Source organism: Streptomyces sp. Tek67B01, from assembly GCF_055231995.1.
In genome coordinates this window covers 570,991-595,477 of sequence record NZ_JBUYUY010000001.1, presented here as the reverse complement: position 1 = coordinate 595,477, position 24,487 = coordinate 570,991, and the positions used below count along the sequence as shown (strand labels likewise).

At 71.5% G+C, this 24,487-nt stretch carries 21 protein-coding genes; 8 read left to right on the top strand and 13 right to left on the bottom strand.

Translation table 11 applies throughout. The features are described from left to right. Nucleotides 1-78: 78 nt before the first annotated feature. Complete coding sequence (locus ACV7NM_RS02900) at nt 79-978, top strand: aminoglycoside phosphotransferase family protein (RefSeq protein WP_463408727.1); 900 nt, start codon at nt 79-81, stop codon at nt 976-978. Nucleotides 979-1,144: 166 nt separating this feature from the next. Next, on the top strand, nt 1,145-2,176 hold the full coding sequence (locus ACV7NM_RS02895) for a hypothetical protein (RefSeq protein WP_463408726.1): 1,032 nt from the start codon (nt 1,145-1,147) through the stop codon (nt 2,174-2,176). A 96-nt stretch (nt 2,177-2,272) separates the two neighbouring features. Here ACV7NM_RS02895 and ACV7NM_RS02890 read toward each other — a convergent pair whose 3' ends face one another. Beyond that, nucleotides 2,273-3,034 (bottom strand): TioE family transcriptional regulator, encoded by a 762-nt coding sequence (locus ACV7NM_RS02890; RefSeq protein WP_463408725.1) that lies wholly within the window; start codon nt 3,032-3,034, stop codon nt 2,273-2,275. Nucleotides 3,035-3,092: 58 nt separating this feature from the next. Here ACV7NM_RS02890 and ACV7NM_RS02885 point away from each other — a divergent pair, with 58 nt between their 5' ends. Beyond that, a complete protein-coding gene (locus ACV7NM_RS02885) occupies nt 3,093-4,295 on the top strand; it encodes an erythromycin esterase family protein (protein ID WP_463408724.1) in 1,203 nt (400 codons plus the stop codon). Nucleotides 4,296-4,350: 55 nt separating this feature from the next. Further along, a complete protein-coding gene (locus ACV7NM_RS02880) occupies nt 4,351-4,986 on the top strand; it encodes a hypothetical protein (protein WP_463408723.1) in 636 nt (211 codons plus the stop codon). A gap of 117 nt (nt 4,987-5,103) precedes the next feature. On the opposite strand, the gene thpR is transcribed toward ACV7NM_RS02880, so the two are convergent. Together thpR and katG are read right to left on the bottom strand one after the other, a co-directional pair. Then, nucleotides 5,104-5,688: an RNA 2',3'-cyclic phosphodiesterase gene (gene thpR / locus ACV7NM_RS02875; RefSeq protein ID WP_463408722.1), complete on the bottom strand. Its 585-nt coding sequence runs from the start codon at nt 5,686-5,688 to the stop codon at nt 5,104-5,106. Nucleotides 5,689-5,806: 118 nt separating this feature from the next. Next, a complete protein-coding gene (katG, locus tag ACV7NM_RS02870) occupies nt 5,807-8,026 on the bottom strand; it encodes a catalase/peroxidase HPI (RefSeq protein WP_463408721.1) in 2,220 nt (739 codons plus the stop codon). A 452-nt stretch (nt 8,027-8,478) separates the two neighbouring features. On the opposite strand from katG, the gene ACV7NM_RS02865 reads away from it, so the two are divergent. Both ACV7NM_RS02865 and ACV7NM_RS02860 read left to right on the top strand, forming a co-directional pair. Then, nucleotides 8,479-8,871, top strand: a complete 393-nt coding sequence (locus ACV7NM_RS02865) for a hypothetical protein (RefSeq protein ID WP_463408720.1) — start codon at nt 8,479-8,481, stop codon at nt 8,869-8,871. 140 nt (nt 8,872-9,011) lie between these two features. Next, the gene (locus ACV7NM_RS02860; protein WP_463408719.1) at nt 9,012-9,464 is read left to right on the top strand and encodes a DUF7144 family membrane protein; all 453 of its coding nucleotides are present in this window, start codon (nt 9,012-9,014) and stop codon (nt 9,462-9,464) included. 107 nt (nt 9,465-9,571) lie between these two features. On the opposite strand, the gene ACV7NM_RS02855 is transcribed toward ACV7NM_RS02860, so the two are convergent. From ACV7NM_RS02855 to ACV7NM_RS02830, 6 genes are all read right to left on the bottom strand, one after another. Then, complete coding sequence (locus ACV7NM_RS02855; protein ID WP_463408718.1) at nt 9,572-10,924, bottom strand: serine hydrolase domain-containing protein; 1,353 nt, start codon at nt 10,922-10,924, stop codon at nt 9,572-9,574. A gap of 194 nt (nt 10,925-11,118) precedes the next feature. Next, entirely contained in the window at nt 11,119-12,117 is a 999-nt protein-coding gene (gene gap, locus ACV7NM_RS02850) for a type I glyceraldehyde-3-phosphate dehydrogenase (protein ID WP_463408717.1), read from the bottom strand. Nucleotides 12,118-12,259: 142 nt separating this feature from the next. Next, the gene (locus tag ACV7NM_RS02845; RefSeq protein ID WP_463408716.1) at nt 12,260-13,216 is read right to left on the bottom strand and encodes a GlxA family transcriptional regulator; all 957 of its coding nucleotides are present in this window, start codon (nt 13,214-13,216) and stop codon (nt 12,260-12,262) included. Between the two features lie 156 nt (nt 13,217-13,372). Next, entirely contained in the window at nt 13,373-13,792 is a 420-nt protein-coding gene (locus ACV7NM_RS02840; protein ID WP_463408715.1) for a subtilase-type protease inhibitor, read from the bottom strand. Between the two features lie 461 nt (nt 13,793-14,253). After that, nucleotides 14,254-14,538 (bottom strand): hypothetical protein, encoded by a 285-nt coding sequence (locus tag ACV7NM_RS02835; protein WP_463408714.1) that lies wholly within the window; start codon nt 14,536-14,538, stop codon nt 14,254-14,256. A 16-nt stretch (nt 14,539-14,554) separates the two neighbouring features. Then, entirely contained in the window at nt 14,555-15,859 is a 1,305-nt protein-coding gene (locus ACV7NM_RS02830) for a ferredoxin reductase family protein (RefSeq protein WP_463408713.1), read from the bottom strand. A gap of 573 nt (nt 15,860-16,432) precedes the next feature. Between ACV7NM_RS02830 and ACV7NM_RS02825 the strand changes: the two genes are divergently transcribed. Further along, complete coding sequence (locus tag ACV7NM_RS02825) at nt 16,433-16,897, top strand: cytidine deaminase family protein (RefSeq protein ID WP_463408712.1); 465 nt, start codon at nt 16,433-16,435, stop codon at nt 16,895-16,897. Nucleotides 16,898-16,925: 28 nt separating this feature from the next. On the opposite strand, the gene ACV7NM_RS02820 is transcribed toward ACV7NM_RS02825, so the two are convergent. From ACV7NM_RS02820 to ACV7NM_RS02810, 3 genes are all read right to left on the bottom strand, one after another. Then, nucleotides 16,926-18,179: an MFS transporter gene (locus ACV7NM_RS02820; protein ID WP_463413812.1), complete on the bottom strand. Its 1,254-nt coding sequence runs from the start codon at nt 18,177-18,179 to the stop codon at nt 16,926-16,928. An 80-nt stretch (nt 18,180-18,259) separates the two neighbouring features. Next, the gene (locus ACV7NM_RS02815) at nt 18,260-19,258 is read right to left on the bottom strand and encodes a glutathione S-transferase family protein (RefSeq protein ID WP_463408711.1); all 999 of its coding nucleotides are present in this window, start codon (nt 19,256-19,258) and stop codon (nt 18,260-18,262) included. 122 nt (nt 19,259-19,380) lie between these two features. Then, nucleotides 19,381-20,520, bottom strand: a complete 1,140-nt coding sequence (locus ACV7NM_RS02810) for an amidase domain-containing protein (RefSeq protein WP_463408710.1) — start codon at nt 20,518-20,520, stop codon at nt 19,381-19,383. 255 nt (nt 20,521-20,775) lie between these two features. Here ACV7NM_RS02810 and ACV7NM_RS02805 point away from each other — a divergent pair, with 255 nt between their 5' ends. Next, complete coding sequence (locus ACV7NM_RS02805; RefSeq protein WP_463408709.1) at nt 20,776-22,950, top strand: transglycosylase domain-containing protein; 2,175 nt, start codon at nt 20,776-20,778, stop codon at nt 22,948-22,950. A 54-nt stretch (nt 22,951-23,004) separates the two neighbouring features. On the opposite strand, the gene ACV7NM_RS02800 is transcribed toward ACV7NM_RS02805, so the two are convergent. Further along, a complete protein-coding gene (locus tag ACV7NM_RS02800; RefSeq protein WP_463408708.1) occupies nt 23,005-24,330 on the bottom strand; it encodes a polysaccharide deacetylase family protein in 1,326 nt (441 codons plus the stop codon). Nucleotides 24,331-24,487: the final 157 nt, after the last annotated feature.

The following is a 24,487-nucleotide window of genomic DNA, read 5'->3' as shown; positions in this document are numbered from 1 at the left end:
CGCAAGCCGCCGCCGCCGAAGTCCCCAGGACACAAAGCCGTTTGACGCCCGTCGCCGGCCGGTGGTCGGATGACGGCCATGAGCGCGGGGCAGATCCATCCCGGTACGTACCCCATCGACGACGGCCTCGTCCGACGGTTGATCGCCGGACGGTTCCCCGGGTGGGCGGCGCTGCCGGTGGAGAGACGGCCGTCCGGTGGCACGGTCAATGCCATGTACCGGCTGGGTGACGACATGGTCGTGCGGCTGCCGTTGCTGCGGGGCGGGGTCGAGGACGTGGTGATGGAGCGGGAGTGGCTGCCCCGCCTCGCGCCCCACCTGCCCACGCGCATCCCGGAGGTGCTCGGGGTCGGGGAACCGGCGCAGGGGTACCCGTGGCCGTGGTCGGTGTACCGGTGGCTGGCCGGGCGGCATCCCGAAGAGGGGGCTTTGGACGAGCCGGTGTCGCTCGCCGAGGATCTGGCGGCGTTCGTGACGGCGATGCGGGCCATCAGGCTGCCGGGCGGGCCGAAGGCGCACCGGGGCGGCCCGCTCGCCACGCTCGAGGCGGAGACCCTGGCAGCGATCGGGGAACTGCGCGGGATGGCGCAGGAGGGTGTCGACTGCGACGCCGTCACCGCCGTATGGGAGGAGGCGCTGGGCGCCCCCTTGTGGGATGGGCCGCCGGTATGGCTGCACGCCGATCTCATGCCGGGCAACCTGTTGGTAGAAGACGGCAGGCTGGCCGCGGTGATCGACTTCGGGTGCGCGGGGACGGGAGATCCGGCCTGCGATCTGTTCCCCGCGTGGAACCTGCTGCCGCCCGAGGCCAGAAAGACCTTCCGCGAGGCGCTGGCCGTGGACGACGCGACCTGGACGCGGGGCCGCGGGCGGACGCTCTCACAGGCGCTCATCGCGCTGCCCCACTACCGGGAAACCAATCCCGCCATGGCCCGCAACGCCCGGCACGTGATCCGGGCGATCCTGGACGAAGTCTGAGGCGACCGGACCACACGTGCCGGGCGGACGGCCGCGGGGCAGGAGTTCGCGTGATGGGGGCGGCGCCTGCGGCCGCGCCGAAGCCGCTCCCGGCGGCGCCGGTCGGCGCGGCGGCGATCGCGGCGGTGCCGGGAACCGAACGAGGGCCCGGGCCGTCGTACCGTCCATGATCGAAATCACCGGCCTCCCCGTCGACCGGCTCGCCGACGCCTGTCGAAAGATCCACGACACGTCCCCGGCGGCCGAAGCGGACCCTCTCGTCCTGGAGTGCTCGCGCAGGCTCCTCGCGGACCCGGGCGGGGAACAGGCACACCTGTGGGTGGGCGGCCTCGTGGCGATGTCGGGCTACCTCGCGTGGCGCCCCGGGCCGACCGTCGAGCGCGCCGCCCTCGACGCCTTGCGCGCCGCGACGAAGGCACTGGGGGAGCGACCCTGTTCGCACGACCGTCACCCGTACGAGAGCGAGATGGACGCGCTGGAGGACGAGATCTCGGCCGGTGATACGGGGCTGCTCGGCGAACTGCCCCCGAACCCCGCCGACATCGACACCGAGCGGGTGCTGTGCCCGGGCAACGTCGCTGGCTGGGCGCGCCTGGCCCAGGACGTGATCGCCCCGTTCACCGTCCGGCGCATACCCGCGGGAGCCCCCAAGTACCACCGCAGTTGCATCAAAGTCCTTTCCGGCATAGTGAACGACTACCCCTATGACGACCCCCACGACGTGCTGACGGACGAGGCCGGTTGCCTTCCGTCCCGGCCGACCCGCGGGGTGGCGGCCGGCTTCCTCGTGACGATGAACGCGACGTGTTGGTACGCGGCATCGGAGAGGATCACCGACCGCTCGGTACCGGACGCCATGATCAAGGGCGTGGAGGAAGCCGTCGCGTCGCTGCCTGACGGTCCGTGCGCCCACGACTCGGACGAGCACCCCGACACCGGTGATCCGGATCACGCCTCCCGCGTCGGCTACCTGCTGCGCAGCCCCGGCGGCCGCGCCGAGATGGCCGAGGATTACGGGTGGGACGACGAGGACGAGGCCGACGGGACGGCCGGCGAGGACGAGCCCCTGGACGCCTGGGTGTGCCCCGCCTTCCTGCGCGATCTGGCGGAGGAGACCCTCGCCGCGCTGAAGGACGCGCTGAAGGGTTTCGAGACGACGCAGGCCGGCGAGGAGAGCGAGGGTTCCGCGTCGACCTGACACCTGTCGATCTGACACCCGTCGACCTGATGCCCCGTCGGCCGGCCGGGGCGAGCCCGGCGGCGGGACATCACCCCGGGCATCCGTCGACCGGCGTCATCCGCGCTCGCGGAGGTACGCCTCCAACTCCGCGGCCCCGGTCAGCATCGCCCGCCCGCGGGCGGACAGCCGGCCGTGCCAGTCCCGCAGCGCGGCCTCCAGCGGCTTGAGCCCACCGGCCGCCCGCACCTGGGTGATCAGCGGGGCGATCTGCTCCAGCAGATAGCCGCCCCGTCTGAGCTGGTGGGCCAGCCTGGCGTCCCGTACGTCGGCCTCGTCGTAGACGCGGTATCCGGTGAGCGGGTCGCGTCGGGGCCGCACCAGTTCGGCGCGCTCCCACGCCCGCAGCGTCGCGGGCCGGATACCCAGTTCCTCGGCCAGCGGCCCGATGAACGTGCCGCGGGGGCCGCGAGGCCCACCGGCGGCGCCGGGCCCGGGGAGCGTCGCGTGGGGTCCGGACGCCGCGCCGGCCGTGAGGTCGCGCAGGGCGCTCTCCACGGCGTGGAGCGTCCGGCGGTCCTCCATGAGGCGGGCGTGGCTCTCGTCGATGAGGCGGAACGCCTCGTCGACCGCGTCCCGGTTCACGGCCCGCATGATCGACGCCGCCGTCCGGTGACCGTGCCCGGGGGCCAGCGCGAGGAACGCGGCGAGGGCCCGCGCGTGCAGCGGCGTGTAGGTGCGGTAGCCGTGAGGTGTGCGGCCGGCGGCCGGGAGGATGCCGGCCTCCTCGTAGTTCCTGACCGCCTGGGTGGACAGACCGTGCCCGCGCGCCAGATCGATCGGCCTCAGGTGACCACCCCTTTGAAGGTTTCTTCCCATGGAGCAGAGGAAATCCCGGCAAAGTTTCAAACGAAGGTTCAACGATACCGTTGAAGGCATGGCCACCGATCTGAAGGACACCGCCCGCACCGTCGATGCCGCCGCCGTCATGAAGCCGTTCGCGAACCGGCCGCGGTTGCTCGCTCTCGGCGAACCCACGCACGGCGAGGACGCTCTGCTCGAACTGCGCAACGAACTCTTCCGGCAACTCGTCGAGCAGGAGGGCTACGGGACGATCGCGATCGAGAGCGACTGCCTGCGGGGCCTGATCGTGGACGACTACGTCACCTCGGGCACGGGCACTCTGGACGAGGTCATGGAGCGGGGATTCAGCCACGGCTGGGGCGCCTCCGCGGCCAACCGCGAACTCGTACGCTGGATGCGCGCCCACAACGACGGCCGGCCCGCGTCCGAGCGGCTCCGCTTCGCCGGTTTCGACGGCCCACTGGAGATCACCGGCGCCGAGAGCCCCCGGCAGGCCCTCACGGCACTCCACGACTACCTTGCGGCCCGGGTGGACCCGGAACTGCTGCCCCGCACCGCCAAATCCCGCGACAGCCTGCTCGGCGCCGACGAACGGTGGACCGATCCCGCCGCGATGACGGACCCGGCCCGGTCCGTGGGGCAGTCGGTCGAGGCCGGGCAGCTGCGGCTGCTCGCCGACGATCTGGTGGCGCTGATCGACGCGCTGACACCGCACCTGATCGAGGCGACCTCCCCGGAGGAGCTGGAGCGGGCGCGCTTGCACGGGCGTACCGCCGTCGGCCTGCTGCGCTACCACCACTGGATGGCCGACGCCTCACCGGCCCGCATGAGCCGACTGGTGGGCCTGCGGGACCTGATGATGGCCGACAACCTCCTCGCCCTCGCCGAACGGGGCCCGGTGCTCGTCCACGCCCACAACGCCCATCTCCAGCGGGAGAAGAGCGCGATGCGGATGGGCGGAACGAAGCTGGAGTGGTGGAGCGCCGGTGCGCTCGTGAGCGCCCGGCTCGGTGAGGAGTACGCCTTCGTGGCAACGGCCCTCGGCACGATCCGGCACCGGGGGGTGGGCACACCGCCGCCCGACACCGTCGAAGGGCTCCTCCACGCGCTCCCGCAAGACCGCTGCGTCATAGACACCCGCCGGTTGGCCACCGCCCTCGGCGACACCACGCCCGGACACCGGGTGTCCCCTTGGTTCGGCTACGCCTCGTTCGACCCGGCCCACCTGCCCGGCTGCGACGGGATCGTGTTCGTCAAGGACGTCCCACAGCGGTAGCGCCGGACGACGAGCCGCCTGCTTGCCCCGTGGGTGACGCGGGCATACGCCCTGCGTGAGACGTGAGCGGCTGACGTTCGACGGTTGGATCGCCGCCGTCGGAACGGGGTCCGGCACCCGAGTGGTCGTCGGCCACTGGCTCCGCTCACCCTTCGGGACGTTCAGCGACGTGATGCTGGAAGGCGCCGACGGGCAGCGCCTGCTGCTGGCGCCCACGGACCGCACCGCCGAGTACGTCGCGGCCGTCTACCACTTCGACGAGGTGCGCACCGTGCCCGTGAGCGTGCACAGGGCGGACCCCGTATGGGACGTCGCCGCCGGGCCCCTGGCGCTGCGCTTCGCCGTCGGCCGCAGGGGCGTCCTCGGCCTCGCGCTGCGGGCCGTCCCGCCGCCGCTCGCGCGCCGTCCGGCATGGGCGGCCCTGGTCGATGTGCCCGCCCGCCTGCTGCCCGGCGTACGCACCCGAGGCAGCTCGCGCCCCGGCTGCCGCCAGTGGTACGCGGCCCGGGACCTGCGGCCGATCGACCGTGCAGCCGCGAGCCTGGACGGGGTGGACCTCGGCCCGCTCGCACCGGTCGTCCCGCCCGTGCGGTTCGGCTTCGGGTCGGCCCCCGCCGAACCGGCGGTGGTGCGGGTCGTGTCCACGGTCGAACGGTCCGGCGCGGAGGGTTCGGGTGTCATGACGCCCTGAGCCGTCGCCAGGCCGGGTCCCGCCGTTACGGCGGCCCCTGTCCCGCGGGCGTGTCCTCCCGGAGTGGGTCGCCCTACGTCGGCGCGCCGGACGGGCCCGGACCGAGTCCCACCGGTGTCACCGCCCGCCGCGCAGGTCCCACGCCTCGATGTCGCGGTAGTGGATCGGACCGGGCCCGCGGCCGATGTTGCTGCCGACGAGGTGCAGTCGCTCGGCCCACCACCGCCGTCCGGCGAACCCGGCGAGTTCGCCGGCGGCCTTCACCACACTGGAAGGGTCGTCGCGCCGCGACCGGGCCAACGTCAGATGGGGGCGCAAGGGCCGCTCCTCGAAGGCGACACCGCACTGCCTGACCACCCGCCGGACCTCGCCGGTCAGGCGGTGCAGCCCTTCGAGGTCCCCCTCGAGTCCGCTCCACAGCACGCGCTCGTCGAAGTGGCCGCCGCCGCGCAGCGCCAGTTCCACGGGCCGGCTGCGGGCCGAGAGCTCAGCGAGGGGCGGCCGCAGGAGGGGAACGGTGGAGACGGGGAGTTCCCCGAGGAACGCCAGGGTGATGTGCCAGTCCTCGATGCGGTTCCACCGCATGCGCGGGTACGCCTCGTAGGACGGCGCCAGTTCACGAGCCAGCTCTTCCTTGGCGTCGTCGGGCGGGGCGAGCGCTATGAACACGCGGACGGTCGAGGCGGGTTTCTGTTCCTTCACGAAGGAATTGGTACACCACCGCCGGCCGGGGCGCTCACAGCGCACTCCCGGCCTGACCATGCCCGAAGCGGGCGCGACGTCCGGGTCGGCCGCGGGGCGGCCGACCCGGACACCCGACTCACGCGGGGTGGACCCGGGTGCGCTCGGCTCGGGCGAGGTCGAACCGGTCGAGGTTCATGACCTTGTCCCACGCCGCCACGAAGTCATGCACGAGCTTCTCCTCGCCGTCCTGGCACGCGTAGACCTCTGCGGTGGCACGGAGCTGCGCGTGGGAACCGAAGACGAGGTCGACGGCGGTGGCGGTCCACTTCTCCTCGCCCGTGGCGCGGTCCCGGCCCTCGAAGACGTTCTCCGTGGAGGTGGAAGCCTTCCATTCCGTGCCCATGTCGAGCAGGTTGACGAAGAAGTCGTTGGTCAATGTCTGTGGCCGTCGCGTGAACACCCCGTGGGGCGAGCGCCCGACATTGGCGTCGAGGGCCCGCATGCCACCGACCAGAACGGTCATCTCGGGAGCGGTGAGGTTCAGCAGGTTGGCGCGGTCCAGCAGGAGTGTCTCCGGCGACAGCTTCTCGCCCGCCCGCAGGTAGTTGCGGAACCCGTCGGCCCTCGGTTCGAGCACGGCGAACGACTCCACGTCGGTCTGCTCCTGCGAGGCGTCCGTGCGCCCCGGTGCGAACGGCACCCTCACGTCGTGCCCCGCGTCCTTCGCGGCCCGCTCCACGGCCGCGCAGCCGCCCAGGACGATCAGGTCGGCGAGGGAGACCCGCACCCCGCCGGTCCGCGCGCCGTTGAAGTCCTCTCGGATCCGTTCGAGCGTCTCCAACACCTCGCTGATCTCGGGCGAGTCGTTGACCTCCCACGACTTCTGCGGCTCCAGCCGGATCCGCGCCCCGTTGGCGCCGCCACGCTTGTCGGTGCCCCGGAAGCTCGCCGCCGACGACCACGCCGTGCTGACCAGTTGGGAGACGGACAGCCCGGAGGCGAGGATGGTGAGCTTGAGGGTGGCGATGTCCTCGTCCGTGACCGGTTCGTGGTCGACCTCGGGGACGGGGTCCTGCCAGAGCTGCGGCTCGGGGATCCACGGGCCGAGGTAGCGCGAGAGGGGGCCCATGTCGCGGTGCAGCAGCTTGTACCAGGCCTTGGCGAACGCTGCCGCGAGCTCGTCAGGGTTCTCGTGGAAGCGCTTCGCGATCGGCCCGTAGATCGGATCCACCTTCAGCGCCAGGTCCGTCGTCAGCATCATCGGAGCGTGCCTCTTCGACGGATCGTGCGCGTCGGGTACCGTGTCCCGCGCCGAGGGGTCCTTGGGGGTCCACTGCTTGGCACCGGCGGGGCTGGTCGTCAGCTCCCAGTCGTACCGGAACAGGTTGTCCAGGTACCCGTTGTCCCACTTCGTGGGTTCGTTCGTCCACGCGCCCTCCAGCCCGCTGGTGAGCGCGTGGGGGCCGGCGCCGCTGCCGTACGTGTTCTTCCAGCCGAGGCCCTGCTGCTCGATGGGGCAGCCCTCGGGCTCCGGGCCGATGTACTCGGCGTCGACCGCACCGTGGCACTTGCCGAAGGTGTGACCGCCGATGATGAGCGCGGCCGTCTCCTCGTCGTTCATCGCCATGCGCCCGAAGGTCTCGCGGATGTCCCTGGCGGCGGCGATGGGGTCCGGGTTGCCGTTGGGGCCTTCGGGATTGACGTAGATCAGCCCCATCTGCACCGCGCCCAAAGGACCGGAGAGCTCCCTCTCGCCGCTGTAGCGCTCGTCCCCGAGCCAGGTGTCCTCCGGCCCCCAGAAGATCTCCTCGGGCTCCCAGACGTCCTCGCGTCCGAAGCCGAACCCGAACGTCTCGAACCCCATCGATTCCATCGCGCAGTTGCCGGCGAAGACCAGCAGGTCCGCCCAAGAGATCTTCCGGCCGTACTTCTGTTTGACCGGCCACAGCAGGCGGCGGGCCTTGTCCAGGCTCGCGTTGTCCGGCCAACTGTTGAGGGGGGCGAAGCGCTGGGCGCCGGCGCCGCCACCGCCCCGGCCGTCGGCGATGCGGTAGGTGCCCGCGGAATGCCAGCTCATGCGGATGAAGAGCGGCCCGTAGTGGCCGTAGTCGGCGGGCCACCAGTCCTGGGACGCCGTCATCACCTCGAAGACGTCCCGCTTCAGGGCGTCGAGGTCGAGCGTCGCGAACTCCCGCGCGTAGTCGAAGTCCTCGCCCATGGGATTGGAGCGGGGCGAGTGCTGGTGGAGCACTTGGAGGTCCAGCTGGTTCGGCCACCAGTCCCGGTTCGACCTGGGTCGACTCGGCGCGGGGGTCGGGGAGGGGATTACCGGGTTCTCGCTTTCGCTGCCGGACACGTCCGTCCTTCTTCCTGTGTCGGTGTTTCCTTCTGCTGGCTGCTTGCTCGTGACGTCGGGTGCCCTGCCGGTCGCGAGCAATGCGACCCGCGCGCCATGAGCCCCGCCAGCTGGAAACGCCTCACCCGACCCGCGGCGGTCAACGCGGGGACTGGACCGGCCGGCGAGAGACCCATCCTCACGCACCGGTGACGTCCACCACCGGCTCGACACGGCCGGGCAGCGGCGGTTCCTCACGGCGGGCCCGCGGTGGGCGGCCCGCCGGACCGCCGGACCCGGACGCCAGGATGTCCGAGCTGCCGGGCGGAACGTCGCCCTTCGGAATCGGCCGGCCGGGCGCACCTACGGCGTGGGCGCGCGCCGGGCCGGGGCCGCGTCGAGGAGAGTGGCAGCTGGGCTGGTCCCGGCCCTCGAACCCGGAAGTATCGGAGAAGCCGGTGACGGCCGAGAGCATGACTGGTCCCGAGCTCGCGGAGAGCCTGCTGCGGGAAACGGACGACGAAGGGGTCAGGGCCGCGACCCGGCTCCTGGGCGCGTACGACGACGGCTCCTGGCTGCGGCGCCTCATGGAGGACCGCACGCTGGAAACCGCCGCCGACAGGCCCATGATCAAACGGTCCGGCGAGCACCGGTCGGTGGACTGGGACGCGCTCGGCCGTCTCATGCTCACCCTGGGGTGGTCCCACCGGGCATCGAGGAGCGAAGTCGCGGTGCTGGAGGTCGCGGCCTCCCTCGTCGGCGGGTGCGCCGTCCAGCTCCGGCAGGTCGTCGAAGCGCTCGACGAGGCGGAGCTCCGGCTCGTCCTGCGAGCGGTGGAGGAGGCGGCGCACGGCCGCAGGACGTGAGCCGCCCCGCCGGGGGAGTCGGGAGTGGCCCCGTTGGGAGCGTCACCCGAATGGACGCGCCCGGGTGCCGTGAGGCCGCCGTGGCCGGATGCTGATAACCGCGCCAGGTTCCGGCGCACCGCCCGATGAAGGAGCTTGTCGTGGCACAGCCTTCGACCCCCGAGCCCACCGCACGAGCGCCCCGCGGTCACGAGCCCCACACCAGCCGTGGGGCCTGGGCCGCCGGCGGCACCATGTTCGCAGGCGTCCTCCTCCTCGTGGACGGCGTACTGGCCATCATCAAGGGCATCGCCGGCGTCGCGAACGACGATGTGTACGCGCGCCTCGGCAACTACGTCTTCAAGTTCAACCTGACCGCCTGGGGCTGGATCCACCTCGTCCTGGGCGTCATCCTCGTCGTCGTCGGCGTCGGACTCCTCAAGAGGATGCTCTGGGCGCGGGTCGCCGGTGTGGTGCTGGCCGGATGCAGCATCATCCTCAACTTCATGTGGCTGCCCTACACGCCCTTCTGGGCGATCATCTCGATCATCATCGGCGTCTTCGTGATCTGGGCGCTGTGCAACACGGACCGTGACCGCTCGCCCGCGTTGTGAGCCGTACGGGCCGTGCGAACCGCGTGAGCCTGTCGGGGACCGCCCGCCGACGCGGGCGGTCCCCGACACGGCCGTTCTCCCGCGTCTTCTCATGACCCACACGCTCGCTAGGGACGCCGGTCCGGGTCGGTGACGGTGGGGAAGTGGACGCCGCGGTAGACCTGGTTGAGGACCGTGGGCAGCAGGGCGTTGGCCGTGGTCTTGCCGTCGGGCGACACGGTGAGGTTCGTCCAGATCACGAGGGTGACGTCGTTGTCCGGGTCGTGCCCGATGAAGGAGTTGAAGCCGGGGATTTCACCGCCGTGGTAATACATCGCGGCCCGAGGGGCGAACCGTTGGTGGGAGATGCCGTAGCCGTACTTGAGCCCTTCCGGGGCGGCCGGGTCTTCGGCGCGCGGACTGCGCAGCCACTGTCGTTGAGAGGCGGGACTCAACACCTTGCCCGTCACCAGGGCCTTGATCCAGGCGGCCATGTCGTCGGCCGTGGAGACGGCGTTGCCGGCGGCGAAGGCGTAGGAGGGGTTCTGGTACGTGTAGTCCAGCGGCGCGAGCTTCCCGGAGCGGGCCGCGGCCCGCACGTCGGCGGGATAGGGCGAGTCGGTCAACGCGTGCCGCGAACCGCCGTACATGTAGCCGTGCGCGTACGGGGTGGGCAGGGACACGTCTTCGGCGCCCGGCAGGAAGGTTCCGGTCAGGCCGAGCGGGGTGAGCAGCCGGTCGCGGATTTGGCGGGCCGCCGGATGTCCACCCGCCTTCTCGGCGACGAGGCCGAGCAGCACGTAGTTGGTGTTGCTGTACTCGTAGGCCGTGCCGGGTGCGAAGTTCGGCGGGTGCCGGAAGGCGATGTCCAACAATTCCCGGGGTGTCCACGTCTTGCCCGGTTCGGAGTCCAGCGTCGCGGCGAGTTCGGGCGCGTTGGTGTAGTTGTACAGGCCGCTGCGCATTTCCAGCAGCTCGGCGATGGTGATGCGGTCGCCGCCCGGCACCGAGGGAACGTAGTCGGACACCGGGTCGCCGAGTCGGAGCCTGCCGTCCTGGGCGAGCAGCATGACCAGCGCCGACGTCAGGGTCTTGGTGTTGGAGGCGACCCGGAAGTGATCGGCCGTGCCGGGCGGTCGGGTCGCGCCCCGCGCGGCCGTGCCCACGGCCGCGCGGAAGGTTCCTTGGGGTGTGCGGAGCAGCACCACCGCACCGGGCACCATGAGCTTCTTCGCCGCCTGCTCAACCGCGGATCTCAGCGCGGCCGGGTCGACGGGCTTCAGCGCCGACGGGGCGGACGGGGCGGACGGGGACGGCGACGGTTCTGTGGCCCTCACCGCCGCGACGGACGCCGTCGCGGCGGCGGGGACCGCGGCAGGCGGCCCGCACACCAGCATCAGCAAGACGGTGGCCGCCGCCGGCGCCGCGGCGCGACGGCGGGCGCTGCGCGTGGTGTCGTCTGCGGTGCGGAGGACTCTCATACCGGCATCACGGCCCTCGAACTCGGCTTCGATCACCGCAACGAGAGCGAGGCGCGATCGAGAGCGACACGGGAGGGACGTCGCGGCACAACCCCGAGGAGGTTGAAACGTGATAAAACACCTCATCGTACCATCGCCGCTCCCGCGCAGGGCCGGGGACGCACCCGCGCCGAGTGCGTCCCCGGTGTCGCGGGTCAGCGCGTGGCGAGGAGGGTGAGCGTGTCGATCACACGGTTCGAGAAGCCCCACTCGTTGTCGTACCAGGCGACCACCTTGACGTGACGGCCGTCGACGCGCGTGAGCGCCGAGTCGAAGATCGACGAGGCGGGATTGCCCGTGATGTCGGACGACACGAGCGGGTCCTCGGAGTATTCGAGCACCCCGGACAGCGGTCCCTGCGCGGCGGCGCGATAGGCGGCCAGTACCTCGTCGCGCGTCACGTCGCGGGCGACGGTGGTGTTGAGTTCGACGATCGAGCCCACCGGGACCGGTACGCGGATCGAGTCGCCCGACAGCTTGCCGTCGAGGTTCGGCAGCACCAGGCCGATCGCCTTGGCCGCGCCCGTCGTGGTCGGCACGATGTTGACGGCGGCCGCGCGGGCCCGGCGGGGGTCGCGGTGCGGTCCGTCCAACAGGTTCTGTTCCTGCGTGTAGGCGTGCACCGTCGTCATGAACCCGTGCTCGATGCCCGCGAGTTGGTCCAGTACGGCGGCCAGCGGCGCGAGGGCGTTGGTCGTGCACGAGGCGTTCGAGACGATCGTGTGCGTGGCCGGGTCGTACGCGTCGTGGTTGACGCCGTACGCGAGCGTGACGTCGGCGCCGTCCGACGGCGCGCTGACGAGCACCTTCCTCGCGCCCGCCTTGATGTGGGAGCGGGCCGCCTCGGCCGAGGTGAAGCGGCCGGTCGCCTCCAGCGCGATCTCGACACCGAGCTCGGCCCACGGCAACCGCTCCGGTTCCCGCTCGGCGAGCACCGTGATGCGGCGGCCGTCGACGACCAGGACGTTCCCGTCGACGGTCACCGGACGGCCGAGCCGGCCGGACGTGGTGTCGTAGGCGAGCAGCCGCGCGAGGGCGGCGGGTTCCGTGAGGTCGTTGACGGCGACGACCTCGAGGTCGCTGTCACGTTCGAGCAGCGCGCGCAGCACATTGCGTCCGATGCGGCCGAAACCGTTGATGGCGATTCGAGTCATGAGCGGTGTCCCCTTCTCTGTTCGCCTCCAGGTTCGCCCCCGGCACCCGCGCGTGACAGCGGCGAGATTGCCATGGTTCACAAGGATCTCGCCAAAACGTCCCGCGAAGAGGATCTCGCCGGGCGGGTGGCCGACCGGTCGACTAGGCGCCCCGGGTGAAGGTGCGCCGGTACTCGCTCGGGGTGGTGCCGAGGATGCGCTGGAAGTGCAACCGCAGGTTGGCCCCCGTACCGAGCCCGACGTCGGCGGCGATCCGCTCTACGCTGCGCTGCGAACGTTCGAGCAGCTCACGGGCCACGTCGAGCCGGGCGCGCATCACCCACTGCATCGGGGTGTACCCGGTGTCCTGGGCGAAGCGCCGCGAGAACGTGCGGGGCGACACGGCCGCGTGCTCGGCGAGCGCCTCCAGCGTGAGCGGCTCGCCGAGCCGGTGCAGCGCCCATTCGCGGGTGGCCGCGAACCGCTCGCCCAGCGGCTCGGGCACACTGCGCGGCACGTACTGCGCCTGACCGCCACTGCGGTACGGGGCGGCGACCAGGCGCCGGGCCGCGTGGTTGGACGCGGCCACCCCGAGGTCACGGCGCAGGATGTGCAGGCACAGGTCGATCCCCGAGGCGGCGCCGGCCGAGGTCAGCACGCTGCCCTCGTCGACGAACAACACGTTCTCGTCCAACCGGACCAGCGGATGCTTCGCCACGAGCGCCCGCGCGTAGTGCCAGTGGGTCGTCGCGCGCTTGCCGTCGAGCAGTCCCGTGGCGGCGAGGGCGAACGCGCCCGTGGAGATGGCGGCGAGGCGCGCCCCCCGGGTGTGAGCGGCGATCAGCGCGTCGATCACGGCCGGCGGCGGGTCGTCACGGTCAGGGAACCGGTAGCCGGGGACGAAGACGATGTCCGCCCACGCCAGGGCGTCCAGTCCGTGGGAGACGGCGTACGACAGGCCGTCGCCGCCGGTCACCAGGCCGGGCGCCGCGCCGCACACCCGCACCTCGTACGGCATGCTCGCCCGGGTCGTGAAGACCTGCGCGGGAATGCCCACGTCGAGGGGTTTCGCCCCTTCGAGTACGAGGACGGCGACGCGGTGGAGGCGGGAGGCTGACACACACAGAGGGTACGCGGGGCCCCGGCGGCGCGAGCCGCCCGCCACCGCGCCCCGGGAGCGGCTCGGCGGCCGTGGACGCCGCGCGTGCGTCCGCCCCCGTCCCCGGGGAGGGGGCGGGGGCGGGCGGGCGGGGAGGGTGTGGGCCCGGACGGGACGTCAGAAGGAGAAGAGCGCGTTCCCGTTGAAGGTCGCGGACATCGCGCACGTGTTGGAGAAGGTGTGCTTCCAGGAGACGCGGCGGCCCTGCCAGACCCCGTCCGCGGTGACGGTGACGGGGTCGTAGATCATCGGGCAGACCCGGGTCGAATCCGGGGCGGCCAGGAGAGTGTCGAAGGCGCCGGCGGTGGCGGCGAGGGCGGTACAGGCGGCCTTGGGGTCGGGGTGCGTTCCCTGCGCGGTCGGAGCGCAACTGAGGGTGGACGCCCTGACGACGGTGGCACCGTTCTCCCCTTGGCCGACGGTGAGGACCACGGCGGACGGGGCGTACAGGCTGGCCGGCTTGGCCTCCGCGATGCCGGTGGCGCCGGCCACGGTGAGCAGGGCGGCAGCGGAGACGGCAGCGATGCGGTGACGCACGACGTGACTCTCTTTCAATTCGAAGGTTGAAAACAGCACTTGGCTGCGTTCTGTCGGCTGGACGGTCCAGAGTCTGTCGTGTGTGAAGGGCGCGCGCACATCGATGACCGATTTACAGACACCACGTTCGATTATCGACGACCGAACGGTCGTTCAGGCAGCTCAGAGCGTCGGCATGCCCTCCGCGACCGTGCGAGGACGCAGGGTGACGGCCTGTTCGGCTGCCGAAGGAGGCCCGCTGACCTGCCGTGGGCCGTGTCCGGTTCATCGAACGTCCATCCAGGCTGTCCGGATCACGCCGGTCCACCCCCCGATGGTCCCGCGGTGACCGAGGACCCCGCGCGGCTCGTGCCGTGGTCCGGCCGAGGGCGGGGACGCCGGCCCCACCCGCTCGCGGGCGAGCCGGGGCGACGAGCGGAGCGGTACGGGATCGGTCCTGGGGCCGGGGTGACGGCCCGGTCTCAGTGCTGGGCTTGCGGGCTCGGCTCGCGGCTCGGGGCCGGGGCCGGGGCAGCCGGTTGGACGGTGAATGTGATGACCGTCGCGGTCAGCACGCTGGCCAGGCCGAGCCCGGCGACGAGCCATCGGGACCGCCGGCTCTTCCGGTGCCGGGCCCCGGCGGGGCGGCCGGCCCGCCGCGGCCCGGCCGTCGGGGCGGGCGGCAGCGGTTGCGTGGCTCGCGTCCCGGCCGGTTCGGCGCCGTGGCCGTGGTCGAAGGGCTCCTGGGGCGCGACGTACCGGTTCATCGGAAGACCTGGATCCTCAGTAGGTGAAGCACTCGGAGTGGATGCGGACGGCGGGTACGCCCGCCCTGATCAGCGCCGCGGTCGTCGCGTCGGCCATGCCGGGCGGCCCGCAGAGGTAGACGTCCCGGTCGGACAGGTCGGGCACGAGTGCGCGCAGGGCCTGGGGGGCCAGCGGATCGTAGGCGGCGTCGGAGCGTCCCACCAGGTAGTGCAGGGCGGCCTGGCGGTCGGCCGCGATGGCCTCCAGCTCGTCCCGCAGCACCAGTTGGTCGGCGTCACCCGCGCGGTAGAGCAGGGTCAGGTCGCCCGGGCCCGCGGGCAGGGACTCGAAGAGGGCGCGCATCGGGGTGATCCCGATACCGCCGGCGATCAGCAGGACCTTGGGGCGCGTGCGGCGCCGTTCGGTGAGCGCGCCGAAAGGACCGGTCGCGAGGACTCGCGTGCCGGGGCGCAGCCCGCGGACCCGCCGGGAGTGGCCGCCGAGCGCCTTCACCGTGATGCGGAGGCAGTCGTCGCGTACGGGCGCGGAGAGGGAGAACGGCAGCGCCGTGTGCCACAGGCCTCTCCTGAGGAATCGCCAACGGAAGAACTGGCCCGACTCCGCCCGGAGTTCGCGGAGCTCGCCCCCTCGGATGGTCACGGAGACCACGCCGGGGCCTTCCCGTTCGACGGTGGCCACGCGCAATCCGTGCCGCAGGGCCTGACGTACCGGAACGACGGCGCGGTACCAGACGAGCAGCACGCCGACGACGGTGTGCAGCAGCGCCCAGAACCAGGTGGTGAAGGCGGTGACGCTGACGTCGGGGCCGGCGAGCTGGTGGACGAAGCCGAGCGCGGCGGCGAGGTAGGTGAGCAGGTGGACCCCGCGCCACGCCTCGTGCGAGACCCGGCGGCGCACGGCCCGGGCGGAGCACAAGCCCACCCCGGCCAACAGGGCCGCTCCCAGGAACGCCGCCGCGACGGCCGGGTAACGGAACAGGGCTCCGGTGGCGGTCAGTACGTCGGTCCCCGTGCGCAGGGCGTGGACGAGCAGGGCGAACAGCCCGTGGGCGGCGCACAGGAGCAGCACCCACCGGCCGCCGAAGGCGTGCCAGCGGGCGAGGCGGTCGGCCCCGACCCCGTGCTCGACGGCCGGTACGCGTGCCATCAGGAAGAGCATGGCGAGGATTCCGTAGCCGGCGAGGAGCCCGGAGAGGTGCGCCGCCGCCCCGATGAGCTCGTCGGGGCGGGCGGACGGCCGCACCTGGGCCGCCCACAACAGGGTCACCACGGCCGCCCCGGCCACCAGGCCGGCGCGCAACCGTTCGTGCGCGGCCCTCATGCGCGAGGCGCCGCGCCGGGAACACACGGTCTTTCGGGCTGCCTACGGGCGTCGGGCATCGGGCGGGGTCGGCGAGTCATGCCATGTCCGTTTCAGTCGTGGCAGTGCTGTCGGTCGGTGATCGACGGTCCCTGTCCGCTGTCCGGGCGCGACACCGGGCACCACCGACAGGGCGTAGCAGTGGCAACTATGTGCAAACTCGGCCCGGCCGAACAATGGCCATGCACACAGCATGAGTTCCGTCACGCAGAAATTTTGTTCTGCTATGTCCGGGTCTGCGCGGTGAGAAGTCCTCCGTTTCGGGCGCCACTCGCCGAACGCAATCACCCTTCTTCCTTTGCGTGTTTGCGGAATGGATCTCTCGACACATCGCCCGGGGTGTGTCCTTCCCCGCGCTTGACGAAGTCTTTACGTCCGCGGGCGGTGGCCGGGCCGAGGGGGCGGGGCTGCGTGCCCGATATTCGGTGCGCGAGTACCGCCTCCATGGGATATACCCGTCCTCGGCCCGGTTCGCGCCGAGGCCACGCCACGGGGGCCCACCAGGCGCCCCGGCACGGCAACGAGGGAGAGAAGATGACCACGCGGACCAGTCCCGTCGACCACGAACTCGTCGCGGCGGCGGCCGAGGTCGCCCGTACGCGGTGCCGGGGTGACGACCACACGATGGCGGCCGCGGCCCGCGCCCGGGACGGCCGCGTCATCACCGCGGTGAACGCGTACCACTTCACGGGCGGCCCGTGTGCCGAGCTGGTCCTGATCGGCGCGGCAGCCGCCCAGGGTGCCTATGAGCTGGACACCGTCGTCGCCGTGGGCGACCGGGACCGGGGGGTGGTTCCCCCGTGCGGCCGGTGCCGCCAGGTCCTCCTCGACTACTTCCCCGCCCTGGAGGTGATCGTCGGCAACGGGGACCGCCTCCGCGCGGTTCGCATCAACGAGCTGCTGCCCGAAACCTACGTCTGGGCCGACCACCAGCTCGACCTGCCCGATGTCGCCGCGGGCGTGCCGTCCGGTGGGGGCGGCGCCGCACCGGCCGAGTGATGCCACAGGGGGAACAGCCCGCGGTGCCTCAGGGGCTGTGGCCGCGGGACGGTTCCGGCTCGCGCTGCGCCGGGTGGTCCTCGTGCCCAGGGAGCAGGAACGGCGTCGTCATGATGAGGAGACCCGCGACCGCGATGGCGGTACGGGGGCCGGTGAAGGCGGCCAGGAGGCCCCACAGGGCGGTCAGCGCGGCGATGGAGGCCTTGCTGGTGATCGACCACGCGGCCAGGGTGCGCGCGACCCGGTCCGTCGGGGTCCGCTCGAGTCGGTAGGTGGCGAACACCGGGTTGAAGACCCCCATGCAGGTGATCAGTGCGAACTCGGCGGCCATGACGAGCACCAGCCCGGCCGTGCCGGGGCCGATGAAGGCCAGGCCGAGGGACCAGCACGCCCGCAGCGCACCGGCGGTGCGCATGACCCGGTGTTGTCCGAACCGGTTGACGAGCGGGGACGCCAGGCGTGAGCCGATCAGTCCGCCGACGCAGGGCACGGCGAAAGCGAGGCCGTACTGCCAGGGGGTGAACCCGAGGGTGCCGAGCATCAGGACGGCCAGCAGCGGCATGGTCGCCATGATCAGGCCACTGACCAGGACCGTGTTGAAGAACAGCGGCCGCAGCACGGCGTCGGCGAGGATGTGGCGCCACCCGTCGAGCAGGTCGCCGGCGCGCAGCCGCGGCGGCGCCTCGGGTCGCGCGGGCCGCGGTTCCCGTCCGCCGATCGCGCGGATCGCCACCGCCGACAGGAGGTAGCTCACCGCGTTGGCCGTGACGGTCAACACAGGACCGAACAGTCCGATGGCCGCCCCGCCGAGCGGCGGTCCGAGCACGGTCGCGGTCCACGTCGTGGACTCGAACCGCCCGTTGGCGACGAGGCGGTCCTCCGGTCGTACCAATGCCTTCAAGCACGCGCCGCCGGCCGCCGTGAAGGCGATGTCGGCCGCCCCGACGACGACCGACACGACCACGAGCTGGGCGAAGCCGAGCCGGCCGAGCGCGAACGCGGCAGGGACGCTCATCAACGCCGCGAACCGGATCAGGTCCATGGCCACCATCACCGGCCGCTTGCGACGGAACTCGACCCACGGGCCGAGCGGGACCGCGACCGCCGCGGCGACCGCGAGCCCCGAAGCCGCCAGCACCGACACCTCGGTCGTCCCCGCGTGCAGCACTCGGATCGCGATCAAGGGGAAGGCGTCGAACGCCAGCCACGTACCGACCGTACTGACCGCGTACGCCGCCCAGAGCCACCGGAACTGCCGCCCCAGCGACCTCCTGCCCATCATGATCGCCACACCCCCGCTCCCGCACACCGGACGACCGGGAGGTCGGCCGGTGCGATCGAAGCGAGCAGCCTACCTGTCGGTCACGGGTGCCGGGGCGGGATCGCCTCCGCGAGGGTCACGGGCTCCGGCGGCGTACCGTCCCCGAACGGGCGGCCGCCCAGTTCCGCCCGGTCGTGCGGGGTGGACCAACCCGACGGGTCGGGTCCGACGGGGACGATCCCGGACGGGTTGATGTGGTTGTGGACGATGTAGAAGTGCTTCTTGATGTGGTCGAAGTCGACCGTGTCCCCGAAGCCGGGGGTCTGGAACAGGTCACGGGCGTACGCCCACAGCACCGGCATCTCCGAGAGCTTCTGCCGGTTGCACTTGAAGTGGCCGTGATAGACGGCGTCGAAGCGCACGAGCGAGGTGAACAGCCGTACGTCCGCTTCGGTGATCGTGTCGCCGACGAGGTAGCGGGAGCGCTCCAGTCGCTCGGAGAGCCGGTCGAGGCGGGCGAAGAGACGCTCGTACGCCGTGGCGTGCGCCTCCTGCGACCCGGCGAACCCGACCCGGTAGACGCCGTTGTTCACGTCCGTGTAGATCTCCTCGTTGACCGCGTCGATCTCCGGCCGCAGCGCGGCCGGGTACAGCGCCGGCGCCCCGGCACGGTGGTACGCCGCCCACTCCAGCGACAGGTCGATGGTCATCCGGTCGAAGTCGTTGGTGACCACCGCGCCGCTCGCCACGTCCACGATCGCGGGCACGGTGATGCCCCGGTCGTAGTCGGGATCAAGGGCGAAGTACGCCTCTTGGAGGCGCTCGATGCCCAGTACCGGGTCGCGTCCCCCCGGGTCGAGGTCGAAGGTCCAGCTGCGCTTGTCGTGCGTCGGCCCGGCGACGGCCATGGGCAGGGCCTTCTCCAGCCCCAGGAGGCGCCGAACGATGATCGCGCGGTGCGCCCAGGGGCAGGCGCGGCTGACGACGAGACGGTAACGACCGGGTTCCACCGGGAAGCCGTCGCGTCCGTCTGCGGTGATCCGGGTGGTTATGTAACGGCTGTCGCGGGAGTACCCCTTGGAGGGGTTCACAGAGCTCATCCCGGGGCCCTACCCGGGGCCGCGATCACGGACACCCCGGATGGATCGTCCCTCGAGCGGGACTCTTGGCGACCGGCCCTCCCGCCGCGCGGTCGCGCGACGGGAGGGCCGGGAAGCACCCGTCAGGTGCGGTACGCGTAGTAGATCGCGTTCGGGTAGGACGCGATGATGCTCGCGAGGGACTTCCGGTACGTGTTGGTGGAGTGGTAGGTGAGGTACGGCATTCCCGCGCCGCTGCGGTACGTCACCATCATGGAGTGGTCCTTGGACCCGTCCCTGTTGAAGTCCACCTGCACGATGTCGCCGACGTCCGCCTGGTAGACATCGGCCAGGTTGGCGGCCCGGTGGTTGGACAGCGTGAACCACGCCCACTCGTTGGCGCCGACGAAGGAGTCGGACTGGTGGGCGCCGTCGTACCACCAGTTCCGGTAGTCCGACGAGGAGCCGGGAACGGCCTTCCAGCCGCCCGCCTTCAGGGCCTGGCTGATGAAGTTGGTGCAGTCGCCCCCCGCGCCGGTGAACTTCCGGTACGCCGGGTTGTAGTTGCTCCAGTACTTCTCCGCGTACGTGGCCATGGCCGCGTAGTCGTAGGCACCGCCGGTCTTCGCCTTGGGCTTGGCCGGGGCGGGGTACTTGGTGGACGCGGGCGTGCCGTCCGGGTACTGGTTGCCGTCGTCCTTGACGACCTTGGCCTCGGCCACGACGGGCACGTTGATCGCTACGGGGCCGCTGTCCTGGGACTTGATCGAGGTCACTTCCCAGGCGCCGCCCCGCTTGCTGGTGAGCGTGAGCTCGTAGCGCGTCCGGAAGTCGGTGGTGGGGGGTTCGTCACCACGCAGCTTCTTGTAGACGAGCGTGGTCTGCTCGGTGACCTGGACGGTAGCCTTCCCACCGGTGACCGTGGCCTGGTCGACGTGGACGCTGCTGTTGGCGCCCGTATAGGCCTCGCCGAGCTCCGCGAGCCGCGTCTTGCGGGACCGCAACGAAGAGATCGTCGCGTCCTCGTCCTTCTTCACCTGCGCCGACAACCGCGTTTTCGCGGAGTTTTGTCGGGAATTGTGGTGCCCCGGCTGGTCCTCGACCAGAGCCTGGTTGCGCTGGGAGAGCACATCGTCGGCTATGTGGGCGAAGGTATCGGCGGTGGCTCGGTCGGCCGCCTCGGGGCCGGTGCCGGCGTTCGCCGAGTAGGCGAGCATGCTGCCGGACGCCAGGGCCACGGTCAGGGCCGCGATGGCGGCGGGCCTGAACCTCTTAGGTATCACTGTGTTTCCCCTTGTCACCCGGTACGCACGAACCGGGGGACGGCATCTTCGCACAACTGGGCGACGGTTTCGTCGCGTTCCGCTTAGTCGGCGGCCCCGGGCGCGCTCGCCGCGCCCGCGCGGCGGCCCTGCCTCCGCTTCACACCGGGAACGGAGCGCCGACGAGAGTCGTTGTCCGATGCGGACGCCACCTGCCGCTCTCACAGCAAGGGCATCTAGGGTGTGCGGGAAAGCACGGCACAGGGGGCATTCGGAGTGGGCAGGCAGGATTCGGCCGCAAGAGGGCGATGGCGGGGCGGGCGGGCGGCTCCGGAGGGCACGGACGGGACCCCGTCCGGCCGCCGGGGCGCGGCCGGCACACGGCGCCGCCCCCGCGCGCGGGCCGGGAGGCCGGGCGCTCTGGCGCGCGCCGTCGCCGGCCGGCTCGGCGCCCTCGCCCCCGCCCTCGCCCCCGCCCTCGTCGTGGCGCGTACCCAACTGCGACGCCTGCGGCCCGCCTACCCCAGGCCGGGCCGCACCGGTTGGCGCCGATGGGTGCCCTCGTGGCGCCAGTGGCTGGGCGCCTGCCTGTACGCGTGCGTCGCCATGACGGGCTTCGTCGCACTCGCGTACGCCACCACGGACATACCCGACGACCTCAACTCCTTCGCCCGGCAACAGGACAACGTCTACTACTGGGCGGACGGCTCCACGATGGCCCGCACCGGCTGGGTCAGCCGGCAGGAGATGCCACTGGACAAGGTCCCCCCCAAGGTCCAGGGCGCCGTGCTCGCGGCCGAGAACGCGAGCTTCTACTCGGATCCCGGGGTCTCGCCGTCCGGAGTCCTGCGCGCCCTGCGCGCCGCCGTGACGGGCGGCGAGACCCAGGGCGGCTCCACCATCACGCAGCAGTACGTGAAGAACGCCTACCTCAGCCAGGACCGCACCCTTTCCCGGAAGTTCACCGAGATCCTGCTCGCCGTGAAGCTGGACAACCAGACGGACAAGAAGCAGATCCTGGAGGACTACCTCAACACCAGCTGGTTCGGGCGCGGCACGTACGGCATCCAGCGCGCGTCCCAGGCCTACTACGGGAAGGACGTCTCCCAGCTCAACGCCAGCGAGGGCGCCTTCCTGGCCTCCCTCCTCAAGGGCGCCGGGCTGTACGACCCCGCGCTCGGCAAGGAGAACCACGCACGGGCCGTCGAGCGGTGGTCCTGGATCTTGGACCGCATGGTGGACACCGGACAGATCTCGCGCGCCGAGCGCGCCGGCTACACCAAGTTCCCCGAACCCACGGCCGCGTCCCAGCCGGGCACCCCCGGAGCGCAGACCGGCTACCTGGTCGAGTTGGCGAAGGCGTACGCGATCAAGACCGGCCACATCCCGGACGCGGAGTTCGACCTCGGCGGTTATCAGATCTACACGACCTTCGACAAGGCCCGGATGACGGCCCTGACCGCCGCAGTCCAGGAGGCGCAGAAGGGATTCGACGCCGAACGGCGGCCCGACACCGACAAACACGCCAAGATCGGCGCGGCGAGCGTCGCCCCGGACGGGCGGTTGCTCGCCGTGTACGGCGGCCCCGACTACCTCAAGCAGGGCTTCAACGAGTCGAACGCGACGACGATCCCGGCCGGCACGGCGTTCACGCCGTTCGTCTACGCAGCCGCGCTGGAGGAAGGGGTGCAGCGCACGCGCGACAAGGCCCGTACGCCCGTCTCCCCCTCCACGCCGTACGACGGCAACGACCAGGTGACCGTGCAGACGCCCGAGGGCCCCTATTGGGACCGCAGTGGCAAGGTGGTGAAGGGGCGCAACGACGGGGGTCGCAACTGGGGCCAGGTGACCTTGCGCCAGGCCGTCGCCAACTCCGTCAACACCCCGATGATGCAGCTCGGTCTCGACGTCGGCCTCGACCGGGTGGATGCGTTCGCCGAGCGCTCGGGCCTGCTCGGATCGAGCCTCGGACCGCGAATACCCACGTTCTCGCTCGGCGAGAACTCGACCCCCAGCGCGATCCGCATGGCCGGGGCCTACGAGACGTTCGCCGCGGGCGGCATGCACACCGACCCCTACTCGGTGCGCTCGGTCAGCCGCAACGGCGCCGCGGTGCCGCTGGACGCGCCGAAGCCGGTCCGGGCCGTGAAGCCGGAGACGGCCCGCGCGGTGACGGAGGCCCTGCGGTCCGCGGTAACCGAGGGATCGGCGAAGGCGGTGGCCAAGGCGCACCCCGGCACGGCGGCCAAGACCGGAACGACCGCCGCGAACACGGCGGGCTGGTTCGTGGGCAGCACCGAGCACGAGTCCACGGCGGTGGTGGTGTACCGGATGTCGCTGACCGACCTGATGCCGCTTCCGCTGACGGGACTCGGAGGTGATCCGCAGAACACCCCCGGCAGCGACCGGGCGCTGCGCCTGTGGTCCGACTACATCAAGGCGGTGAAGTAAGGGGGGAGGCGGGCGCCGGCCGGCGGGCCGCCCGCGGATCGTCGGCGGGCGGGTCTACTTGATCAGCGCGGACCAGTCCGGTGCCTGCGCCGGGTCGAGCATCCGCAGCTGGGCCAGGACCTTGGGGTCCTGGACGTCGAGCCAGTCCGACAGCTCCTTGAACGAGACGCAGCGCACCTCCTGGCGCGGGCAGACGTCCCTCATCACGTCCTCGACGGCCTTCATGTAGATACCGCCGTTCCAGTCCTCGAAGTGGTTCCCGATGAACATCGGCGCCCGGCTGCCGTTGTAGACGCGGTTGAAGCCGTTCAGGTACGAGCTGCGCGTCTGCGCCTGCCACGCCGCGAACTTCGTCGGGTCGCCCTGGGTGCTGTCCCCCGATTGGTTGTAGAGGAAGTTGAAGTCCATGGAGAGGACTTGGACTTCCTTGCCCTGGAGGGGCACGAGCTGGAGGGGGAAGTTCCATATCCCGTCCAGTTTGGACGGCCACAACTGGAAGTCTCCCGAGGAACTCGCGTCGTAGCGCCAGCCGTACGGCTTGATCGCGGTCAGCAGGTTCTTCTGGCCCTCCAGGCAGGGCGCGCGACCACCGACCACCTCCCGGTCCGGGTCGAAGGGCAGGGGCGCCTCCTTCGTGAAACCGGTGTTGGTCTTCCAGTTCTTCACGAAGGAGTACGTCTGGTCGATCTCGCTCTTCCACTCGACGGGGCTCCAGTCCCCACCGCCCTTGGGCCCGCAGAAGTGACCGTTGAAGTGCGACCCGATCTCGTCGCCGTCGCTCCAGGCGCCGCGCAGTTGGCCGAGAGTGTCCTTCACGTGCGGGACGGTCGGGTAGGAGATGGCGGACGCGCCGGGATTGTGCTGGGGCGGGTGGTAGAGCGCCTTCTTGCTCTCCGGCAGCAGGTAGATGCCGGTGAGGAAGAAGGTCATGTGGGCCTTGGTCTCGCGGGCCACCTGGCGGAAGTGCGAGAAGAGGTGGTCGTCGCCTTCCAGCGCGCCGTCCCACGAGAACACCACGAACTGTGGCGGCTTCTCGCCCGGCTTCAGCCGCTCGGGCTTGAGCTGCCCCGGCTGCGGGCCGGTGTAGGAGGTGGAACCGTCTCCCAGGACCTTGACCTTGCCGTCCCAGTCCTGCTCCGACCCCTTCGCGGCGGCGGCGCCGTTGGCCGCGGCACCCGGCGCCGCGAGCTTGGCGTCACTGCGGGCCGACCCCGAGGAGCCCGTGGTGAAGGCGTACGCGGTGGCCGCGGCCCCGCCCAGGGCGAGCACGGCCACGCCTATGCCCAGGCGCTTGCGGGTCTGTGCCTTCCTGCGTACTTTGCGGCTGCTCCGGGACTCCGTCCGGCTGCGGACAGCGGCGTCTGTGTGGGCGTCGGCCATCGCTATCGTCCCCCCTGCTCACCGCAGCAGGGCCGCGTGTGGATGGTTCATACGAATATAGAACTTGTCCGCACTCCTCCCGCACCCAGACCCTCCTGGACCGTCGCTTCACAGCCAACCCATAGCTCCCCGCCGCGCGCGGATCGCCCGGCCGTCC

What these genes read in the sequence shown, in the direction of transcription:
- gap (WP_463408717.1), bottom strand. Translation starts at nt 12,117, where the DNA reads ATGACTCGAATCGCCATCAACGGTTTCGGCCGCATCGGACGCAATGTG.
- ACV7NM_RS02830 (WP_463408713.1), bottom strand. Translation starts at nt 15,859, where the DNA reads ATGAGGGCCGCGCACGAACGGTTGCGCGCCGGCCTGGTGGCCGGGGCG.
- ACV7NM_RS02895 (WP_463408726.1), top strand. Translation starts at nt 1,145, where the DNA reads ATGATCGAAATCACCGGCCTCCCCGTCGACCGGCTCGCCGACGCCTGT.
- ACV7NM_RS02825 (WP_463408712.1), top strand. Translation starts at nt 16,433, where the DNA reads ATGACCACGCGGACCAGTCCCGTCGACCACGAACTCGTCGCGGCGGCG.
- ACV7NM_RS02885 (WP_463408724.1), top strand. Translation starts at nt 3,093, where the DNA reads ATGGCCACCGATCTGAAGGACACCGCCCGCACCGTCGATGCCGCCGCC.
- ACV7NM_RS02835 (WP_463408714.1), bottom strand. Translation starts at nt 14,538, where the DNA reads ATGAACCGGTACGTCGCGCCCCAGGAGCCCTTCGACCACGGCCACGGC.
- ACV7NM_RS02855 (WP_463408718.1), bottom strand. Translation starts at nt 10,924, where the DNA reads ATGAGAGTCCTCCGCACCGCAGACGACACCACGCGCAGCGCCCGCCGT.
- ACV7NM_RS02900 (WP_463408727.1), top strand. Translation starts at nt 79, where the DNA reads ATGAGCGCGGGGCAGATCCATCCCGGTACGTACCCCATCGACGACGGC.
- ACV7NM_RS02865 (WP_463408720.1), top strand. Translation starts at nt 8,479, where the DNA reads ATGACTGGTCCCGAGCTCGCGGAGAGCCTGCTGCGGGAAACGGACGAC.
- ACV7NM_RS02800 (WP_463408708.1), bottom strand. Translation starts at nt 24,330, where the DNA reads ATGGCCGACGCCCACACAGACGCCGCTGTCCGCAGCCGGACGGAGTCC.
- ACV7NM_RS02890 (WP_463408725.1), bottom strand. Translation starts at nt 3,034, where the DNA reads ATGGGAAGAAACCTTCAAAGGGGTGGTCACCTGAGGCCGATCGATCTG.
- ACV7NM_RS02815 (WP_463408711.1), bottom strand. Translation starts at nt 19,258, where the DNA reads ATGAGCTCTGTGAACCCCTCCAAGGGGTACTCCCGCGACAGCCGTTAC.
- ACV7NM_RS02820 (WP_463413812.1), bottom strand. Translation starts at nt 18,179, where the DNA reads ATGATGGGCAGGAGGTCGCTGGGGCGGCAGTTCCGGTGGCTCTGGGCG.